The following is a 7,872-nucleotide window of genomic DNA, read 5'->3' on the forward strand; positions in this document are numbered from 1 at the left end:
CCGCAGTCCGATAAAGGCTACGGCTTCCCATTAAGATGCGGTGCCTATACAGGAAGGTGGCGCGGATAACAAGAGCCATCAGGCCGTGTGACCCCGGGCTTTTTATGGATGGAACGAGTATTGGCAGAGACGGCACAAACTGAAGCGAAAAAGCGCAGCTCGATCCGGCCTCTCGGCAGATTGACCCCCTATCTCTTGCGTTATCGCGGTATGGTGGCGGGTGCGATCGTAGCACTTGCGCTGGCGGCGCTGACCTCGCTCGCCCTGCCGCTCGCCGTCAGGCGCATGATCGATCACGGCTTCTCCCGCTCCGACAGCACCTTCATCAACAGCTATTTCGCAGTCATCATGGTGATGGCGGTCGTGCTCGCTGTGGCCAGTGCCCTTCGCTACTATTTCGTCATTACTCTCGGCGAGCGCATCGTTTCCGATTTGCGCCGCGAGGTCTTCGACCATGTAACGCGGCTGTCGCCCTCCTTCTTCGACGTCAACCAATCCGGCGAGATCGTCTCGCGCCTGACGGCCGACACGACGCAAATCAAATCCGCGGTTGGCGCAACCGCTTCGGTGGCCTTGCGCAACCTCATTCTCTGTTTCGGCGCCATGGTGATGATGATTGCCACCAGCCCGAAGCTGTCGAGCATCGTGCTCATTGCCATTCCGCTGATCGTCCTGCCGCTCGTGGCCTTCGGTCGCTCGGTGCGCAAACGCTCGCGCGCCGCGCAGGACATGCTCGCCAACGCCTCCGCCTTCGCCAACGAAACGATCGCGGCAACGCGTACCGTCCAGGCCTTCAACGGTGAAGACGCAGCGGCGGCGCGATACGGCGGCGCGGTCGAGAATGCCTACGAGGCAGCCCGCTCCGCTATCAAGTCGCGCTCCATGCTGACGGGTTTTGCAATCACCCTCATCTTCGGCAGCGTCGTCGCCGTGCTCTGGGTCGGCGCGCACAATGTCCTCGATGGGACGCTATCGGCAGGGACCCTCGGCCAATTCCTTCTCTATTCCGTCATCGCGGCCGGCTCACTCGGCGCGCTGTCCGAAGTCTGGGGCGAGCTTTCGCAAGCGGCAGGCGCCGCGGATCGTCTGGGCGAACTACTCGGCGAAGTGTCGCCGATCGCCAGCCCCGCCAATCCGCTGCCGCTCCCCGAGCCTGCGGAAGGCCGGGTCGAGTTCTCCGACGTACATTTCTCCTACCCCTCGCGACCGGGAAAATCTGCCCTGCATGGTCTCTCGCTGGCGGTGAAGCCGGGCGAGACCGTCGCCATCGTCGGGCCATCAGGCGCCGGGAAAAGCACCGTCTTCTCGCTTGTGTTGCGCTTCTACGATCCGCAGCAGGGATCGGTGATCATCGACGGCATCGACGCCCGAAACGTCTCGCCCGACGCGTTGCGTGAACGCGTCGCCATCGTGCCGCAGGACGTGACCATCTTCGTCGCGACGATCCACGAGAACATCGCCTTCGGCCGCCCGGGCGCAACGCGCGAGGAGGTAAAGGCGGCAGCCCTTGCCGCCCAGGCCGACGAGTTCATCTCGAGGCTGGACCAGGGTTACGATACGCCGGTCGGCGAACGCGGCATCACGCTGTCCGGCGGCCAGCGCCAGCGCATCGCCATCGCCCGGGCTATCCTCAAGAATGCACCTATCCTGCTGCTCGACGAAGCAACGTCCGCCCTCGATGCCGAAAGCGAAACCCTCGTCCAGAAGGCCCTCGACGGATTGATGGAAGGTCGGACGACAGTTGTCATCGCCCACCGGCTCGCAACGGTCCTGAAAGCCGACCGCATTCTCGTCATGGATCATGGCCGCATCGTCGAGGAAGGCACCCACCAAAGCCTCGTCCGCCACGGCGGCATCTACGCCAAGCTTGCCCGCCTCCAATTCGACGCCGGCGTCGAGGAGCGCATGCTGACGGTGAAGTAGAGGTCGCGGTCGCAAAAGCACCAAAGCACAACTTATTGTTGCCATCGCGGTGCCTTCCTGTACTCTTGCACGAGAGTTCACGAACGGCAAAACATGAAGATCGGCGGCTTCGATTGGGACAATGGCAACTGGCCAAAATGTGGCAAGCATGGGCTATCCAAGAGTCAAATAGAATCGATCTTTGATGGTGATGTGAGGGTTTTAGACGACTCATCCGATCGTGACGAGGAGCACCGGTACCGCGGCATAGGTAAAGACGGGGACGACCGATATACCTTCATTGTGTTTTGCTTGCGGAGAAAAAACCGTCTAACATTACTGCGGCCCGTAAGCGCTAGGTATATGCATGCAAAGGAAGTTCGACACTTGGAGCAGCAAAAAGCTTAAATCTCTGCCGGAATTCGCTTCTGACGAGGATGCAGCGCGTTTTGTCGACGATGGCGACTTGACAGAATTTGATCTTTCAGGCGGCATTACGATGCGCTTTCAACGTGAGAGCGAGTCCAAGCGATCTGTCAGGGAGACGGGCGAGATGTATAAATTCGAAGTTTACAAGGACAAGGCCGGCGAGTTCCGCTTCCGGTTCAAGGCATCGAATGGCGAGACGATGTTTTCGTCGGAAGGCTACAAGGCAAAGGCTTCGGCCCTGCACGCCATCGATTCGATCAAGAAGCATGTGCCGGACGCCACCACGGACGATCAGACATCAGCCCTCGCCTGAGGCCTGGTTTCTTATAGATCGCGTCATCATTTGCGGCCGGCTACCACAAGGTAAGCCGGCCGCAGTTCCATAGGGCATAGCGGAACAACCAACCATCTTGAAAATTTTCGCCATCTCTGTCGAAATCTCGACGACCCGAGGCTCATTGTATCGGATCGTATGAATGAACCGGTCCACCGGCGGACAGAAGGACCAACGCGGCCGAGCCGCGCTCGAACCTGTCTTCTGCCGTACATCAACCGAGTATCAGGAGAACAGCGATGAAATATGCCATCCTTATTCGCGAATCGGCCGACGATTTCGCTCTGCGAGACAATCCGACGGCTGGTGAAAAATACCGGGCCGGCTGGGGTGCCTATACGCAGGCGCTTCTGCAGGCGGGCGTAATGACAGGCGGAGCAGGCCTCAAGGCGCCCGAGACCGGAACGGTGCTACGGATCCGCGGCGACAAGCGCGAGGTGCAGGACGGGCCGTTCCCCGACGGCAAGGAGCAGCTTGGCGGGTTTTATCTGATCGACGTGGCGGATATCGATGCGGCGATGGAATGGGCAGCCCGGGTTCCGATAACGGAACAGGGGTCAGTCGAGGTCCGGCCTCTATTGGAGATGTGAGCCAGAGCCATGGGAAACGAAGCGCGCCGCGCCGCAGAACGCTCGGCGCGCCAGTCCTATGGCAAGTTGGTTGCCTATCTTGCATCGCGCTCGCGGGATGTACCCGCGGCTGAAGATGCCTTGTCCGACGCGCTGGCGAGCGCCTTGCGGGTATGGCCCGAGAAGGGCGTTCCGGACAACCCGGACGCCTGGCTGCTGGTGGCCGCCAGGCGCAATCTGTTTCGGGAGGCGCGACATCGCAACGTCAGAACGGCCGCGCGCGGGGTCATCCAGCTCGCGATGGAGGAGGCGGAGGATCAAATGAACCGGGCCTCCACCGACGATATCTTTCCCGATGAACGGCTGAAGCTTCTTTTCGCCTGCACCCATCCCGCCATCGACCCGGCGATGCATGCGCCGCTCATGCTGCAGACGGTCCTGGGGATTGACGCCCGGAACATCGCCTCCAGCTTCCTCGTCTCGCCGGAAACGATGGGCCAGCGGCTGGTCCGCGCCAAGGCCAAGATCCGCGATGCCGGTATCCCCTTCACCATCCCGGACAGATCGATCCTGCCTCAACGACTGGCGGGCGTGCTGGTGGCCATTTATGCGGCGTACGGTTTGGGTTGGGATGGCATTGATGGCGGAGACAACGTCCGCAACGACCTGACAGAGGAGGCAATCTGGCTCGGCCGCGCGCTCCTGTCTATCATGCCCGGCGAGCCCGAGGTATCAGGCCTGCTGGCTCTGATGCTCTATTGCGAGGCCAGGCGCGAGGCCCGTAGGGACGCCCAAGGAGACTACGTCCCGCTCGAAGAACAGGATGTCGCGCGCTGGAGCGAGGCGATGAATGACGAGGCCGACAAGCTGCTGATCAAGGCCGGCGCGTTCGATCGCTTCGGTCCGTTCCAGTGTCATGCGGCAATACAGGCGGTGCACGCCGCTCGCCGCGTAACAGACACGACAGACTGGACAGCGCTGGCGACGCTCTACGCGGCCCTCATCGAGATGCGGCCGACGGCCGGCGCCCTCGTCAGTCACGCGGCGGTAGTCGGCAAGGCGCACGGACCGGCAATCGGCCTTGCCTGCCTTGATCGGCTCGATGCCACCGAAATCGCATCCTACCAGCCGTACTGGGCCGTGCGCGCGCACCTCCTCGGCCAGACTGGCCGGATTGAAGATGCAATCGCCGCATATGATATCGCCATCGGGCTCAGCGAAAGCCCTGCTCTCCGCCGGTTTCTCCAGCAGCGGCAGGCCGACGCCCGGCGGCGGCTGGAAGCGAAGAGTTGAACTACTTCTCCGTCAGCTTCAGTTCGATACGGCGGTTGGTAGCGCGCGCCTCCGGAGTGTCGCCGGGCGCGATCGGCTGGAACTCGCCGAAACCGGCGGCGACGAGCCTATCGGCCGGCACGCCTTGCGCAATCAGGAATTTGACGACGGCAATGGCGCGCGCCGAAGAAAGCGCCCAGTTGTCGCCGTAGCGACCGGTGCCGGAGAGCGGCACGTTGTCGGTATGACCGTCCACACGCAGAACCCAGTTGATTTCAGGCGGAATTTCCTTGGCGACGTCGATCAGCGCTGCCGCAAGCTTGGCCATTTCGGTCTGGCCGTCGGGATTGAGATCGGCCCCGCCCGATGGGAAGAGCACTTCGGACTGGAAGACGAAGCGGTCGCCGACAATGCGGATATTGTCGCGATCCGACAGGATTTCTCGTAGTCGCCCGAAGAAGTCCGAACGGTAGCGGTTGAGCTCCTGGACACGCTGCGCCAGCGCGACGTTCAAACGCCGGCCGAGATCGGCGATCTTTGCCTGCGAACTGTCATCCTTTGTCTCCGACGCCTGCAGCGCCGCCTCGACCGCGGCGATCTGATTTCGGAGCGCGGCAATCTGCTGATTCAACAGATCGACCTGGCTGAGCGCGCGCGTGCTGGTCTGCTTCTGGTCGTCAAGCTGCTGGGTCAGGGTGCCGATACGTTGCTGCGAGGCCTGCGAGCTTCCGGAGCCGGCATCGATCAATGCCTGCAGCCGCGAACGTTCGCTCTCGGCAGTGGCGAGCGACGACTGCAGGTTGGCGACGGAATCTTCGAGATCCTGCTTGCCACCCTTTTCGAGCGCCAGAAGCTGCGTAAGTTCATTGACCTGGCTGTTCAGGCGATTGAGGACCTCGTCGCGACCACTGATTTCGCGGCCAAGAATGAACTGGCCGATGACGAACACCGTCAGCAGGAACATGATCGACATCAAAAGCGTGGACAGCGCGTCGACGAACCCCGGCCAGTAGTCGACCGTCCGTTCGCGGCGACGGTTTCGCGCGAGCCCCATGGCCTACTTGCTCCCGGTCTTTTCGATGCTGCCGATCCGGTCCGACAACCGGTCCAGCGTGCGGCGCATCGATTTCGCCTCCTCCTGCTGCGCTTCGATCCAGTCTCTCAGCATCTGCTGCTCGTTGCGCATGTTCTTGACGAGACCCTGGATGCCCTCGGCCAGATTGGCCATCGCGGCCACGGAGCGCTGGCCGTCGCCATTCTCCTCGGCGATCTTGCGCATGTGTTCGGATAGCGCCCGGACGTCGTCGGAAGAAGCGCCTGGAATACCGTCGATCGCCGATGACAGGTCGGAGCCGACATCTGTCACTGATGACAACCAGTTTTCAAGTTCGGTGTAGAAGCGGTTCTGCGCGCGGCCGGCCTGGAGGTCGAGGAAGCCAAGGATCAGCGAGCCGGAAAGACCGAGCAGCGATGATGAAAAGGCCGTGCCCATGCCGACCAGCGGCGCGGCTAGGCTCTCCTTGAGCGCGCCGAGGATATCGCCGTTCGCGCCCACATCCAGCGACTGGATGACCTGATTGATGGAGCCGATCGTGCCGATCAGGCCCCAGAAGGTGCCGAGCAGACCGAGAAAGACCAGCAGCCCGATCATGTATCGCGAGGTATCCCGCGATTCATCGAGGCGTGTCGCGATGGAATCGAGGATGGATCTAAGCGTCGTGGTCGACAGCGAATGGGACTTGCGGCTGCCGAGCAGCGCGCTCATGGGCGCCAGCAGTTTCGGCTTGCGGCCGACCTTCTCGATGTTGCCGACGATACGGAAGGAGTTGAACCATCGTACTTCCGTCCTCAACGACAAAACGTGATTGAAGACGAGGAGAATGCCGATGCCGAGAACGCCGAGGATCAAGCCGTTGAGGCCGGGATTGTGCAGGAACGCCTCTTTCGCCTGTCGAAACAGGATCGCGGCGATGAAGCCGACGATGATCAGGAACAGGATCATCGTCCAGAAGAAAGCCATTGGGCTGGAGAGCTTGTAGCCGTAGCCCTCGCCCGATTTTTCGGTCGAGCCCAAGTCCGCCAGTTTCACATTTTCCATAATTACCTCAGCCACCGCAGTTTGCGTATAGCGAGACTAGAGCAACATCGTGCCGAATTGAAGGGCGCAAGGGCACAAAACGTCTGCTTGGCAACAGGCAGTTTAGACTTAAGGTAAATACTGGAAAATGTTGGGCTTACTTACCCGGGATAGGTCGCTTGACCACTTCGGCCAGCGCCTTCTGGATGTGTTCGTTGCCACAAATGACCGAGCCCTGCTCGACCATGGCAGTGCCGCCGTCCCAATCGGAAATGAAGCCGCCGGCCTCGCGGATGAGCAGCACGCCGGCTGCCATGTCCCAGGGCTGAAGGCCGACTTCCCAGAAGCCGTCGAAACGACCGGCCGCAACATAGGCAAGATCGAGCGCAGCCGAGCCGACGCAGCGCACGCCGGCGACTTCGCCCATGACATGGCGCAGTTCGACAAGATATTTGCCATGGTTTCCGCGGCCGAGATGAGGAATTCCGCTGGCAATCACGGCGTCGGAAAGCACGCGACGCCCGGCCACTCGCAGGCGCCGGTCATTGAGGAAAGCCCCGCCGCCGCGCTCTGAGGTATAAAGCTCGTCGGTTGCCGGATTGAAGATGACGCCGGCGACGATCTCGCCGTTGCGCTCCAGTGCGACGGAGACCGAGAACATCGGAATGCCGTGCAGGAAGTTGGTCGTGCCGTCGAGCGGATCGACGATCCAGCGGTGTGCGCCGTCGGTACCCTTGATCTCTTCGCTTTCCTCGCCGAGGAAACCGTAGGTCGGGCGGGCCTTCAGAAGCTCGTCACGAATGATCTTTTCAGCCTTGCGGTCGGCCTGGGTAACGAAATCGCCTGGACCCTTCATCGAAACCTGCAGGTTCTGTACTTCGCCGAAGTCGCGGCTGAGCGACTTGCCTGCCTTGAGGGCGGCCTGGACCATGACATTGAGAAGGGCAGAACGGGCCATTGGGGCTTTTCCTTGAAACACAGAAGACGCCATCCGGACCCGGAAGCACGGGTCCCGGCAGAGCGGGATCGGTGGCGCGATAAAGATTGGCGGCCTCAAGACCACAAAATCGCGCGAATTTCAAGTGGAGCGATGCACCGCGACGATATCGCCGGCGTTGACAGGTGCTTTAGCCATGAAAACCTCTGGCAAGAAAGACCGTCTCTAGTCGATTGATTCCAACACTTGGTGCCCACGTCTGACGGCTGCGATGATGTCGTCAGGGTCTGCTTTCCAGATGAACGGCTTCGGCTCTTCATTGTGCTCTTTGATAAAGCGGTTGATGGCTGCC

General features: G+C 61.2%; 8 protein-coding genes and 1 pseudogene. 5 read left to right on the forward strand and 4 right to left on the reverse strand.

The genetic code is table 11. From position 1 onward, the window contains the following. The first annotated feature begins 108 nt into the window (after nt 1-108). The 5 genes from CPY51_RS31645 to CPY51_RS31665 all read left to right on the forward strand — a co-directional run bounded on the left by CPY51_RS31645 (nt 109) and on the right by CPY51_RS31665 (nt 4,527). Complete coding sequence (locus CPY51_RS31645) at nt 109-1,923, forward strand: ABC transporter transmembrane domain-containing protein (RefSeq protein WP_420820772.1); 1,815 nt, start codon at nt 109-111, stop codon at nt 1,921-1,923. Nucleotides 1,924-2,016: 93 nt separating this feature from the next. Further along, entirely contained in the window at nt 2,017-2,310 is a 294-nt protein-coding gene (locus CPY51_RS31650; protein WP_111164321.1) for a BrnT family toxin, read from the forward strand. A 145-nt stretch (nt 2,311-2,455) separates the two neighbouring features. Continuing rightward, complete coding sequence (locus tag CPY51_RS31655; protein WP_111164322.1) at nt 2,456-2,644, forward strand: YegP family protein; 189 nt, start codon at nt 2,456-2,458, stop codon at nt 2,642-2,644. 260 nt (nt 2,645-2,904) lie between these two features. Beyond that, nucleotides 2,905-3,255, forward strand: coding sequence for a YciI family protein (locus CPY51_RS31660; RefSeq protein ID WP_111164323.1), 351 nt, complete (start codon nt 2,905-2,907; stop codon nt 3,253-3,255). 9 nt (nt 3,256-3,264) lie between these two features. Further along, nucleotides 3,265-4,527, forward strand: a complete 1,263-nt coding sequence (locus CPY51_RS31665; RefSeq protein WP_111164324.1) for an RNA polymerase sigma factor — start codon at nt 3,265-3,267, stop codon at nt 4,525-4,527. 1 nt (nt 4,528) lies between these two features. Here CPY51_RS31665 and CPY51_RS31670 read toward each other — a convergent pair whose 3' ends face one another. From CPY51_RS31670 to CPY51_RS31685, 4 genes and pseudogenes are all read right to left on the reverse strand, one after another. Beyond that, complete coding sequence (locus CPY51_RS31670; RefSeq protein ID WP_111164325.1) at nt 4,529-5,560, reverse strand: peptidoglycan -binding protein; 1,032 nt, start codon at nt 5,558-5,560, stop codon at nt 4,529-4,531. 3 nt (nt 5,561-5,563) lie between these two features. After that, nucleotides 5,564-6,604 (reverse strand): MotA/TolQ/ExbB proton channel family protein, encoded by a 1,041-nt coding sequence (locus tag CPY51_RS31675; RefSeq protein WP_111164326.1) that lies wholly within the window; start codon nt 6,602-6,604, stop codon nt 5,564-5,566. A 136-nt stretch (nt 6,605-6,740) separates the two neighbouring features. Continuing rightward, complete coding sequence (locus tag CPY51_RS31680) at nt 6,741-7,541, reverse strand: inositol monophosphatase family protein (RefSeq protein ID WP_111164327.1); 801 nt, start codon at nt 7,539-7,541, stop codon at nt 6,741-6,743. 204 nt (nt 7,542-7,745) lie between these two features. Next, nucleotides 7,746-7,872, reverse strand: a pseudogene (locus CPY51_RS31685) (IS630 family transposase); the annotation flags it as partial.

The organism is Arminella tubonensis, assembly GCF_003240585.1.
GTDB classification, from domain to species: Bacteria; Pseudomonadota; Alphaproteobacteria; order Rhizobiales; family Rhizobiaceae; genus Rhizobium; species Rhizobium tubonense.

Coding starts and splice junctions, on each gene's coding strand:
- CPY51_RS31645 (WP_420820772.1), top strand. CDS start 109: ATGGAACGAGTATTGGCAGAGACGGCACAAACTGAAGCGAAAAAGCGC.
- CPY51_RS31650 (WP_111164321.1), top strand. CDS start 2,017: ATGAAGATCGGCGGCTTCGATTGGGACAATGGCAACTGGCCAAAATGT.
- CPY51_RS31655 (WP_111164322.1), top strand. CDS start 2,456: ATGTATAAATTCGAAGTTTACAAGGACAAGGCCGGCGAGTTCCGCTTC.
- CPY51_RS31660 (WP_111164323.1), top strand. CDS start 2,905: ATGAAATATGCCATCCTTATTCGCGAATCGGCCGACGATTTCGCTCTG.
- CPY51_RS31665 (WP_111164324.1), top strand. CDS start 3,265: ATGGGAAACGAAGCGCGCCGCGCCGCAGAACGCTCGGCGCGCCAGTCC.
- CPY51_RS31670 (WP_111164325.1), bottom strand. CDS start 5,560: ATGGGGCTCGCGCGAAACCGTCGCCGCGAACGGACGGTCGACTACTGG.
- CPY51_RS31675 (WP_111164326.1), bottom strand. CDS start 6,604: ATGGAAAATGTGAAACTGGCGGACTTGGGCTCGACCGAAAAATCGGGC.
- CPY51_RS31680 (WP_111164327.1), bottom strand. CDS start 7,541: ATGGCCCGTTCTGCCCTTCTCAATGTCATGGTCCAGGCCGCCCTCAAG.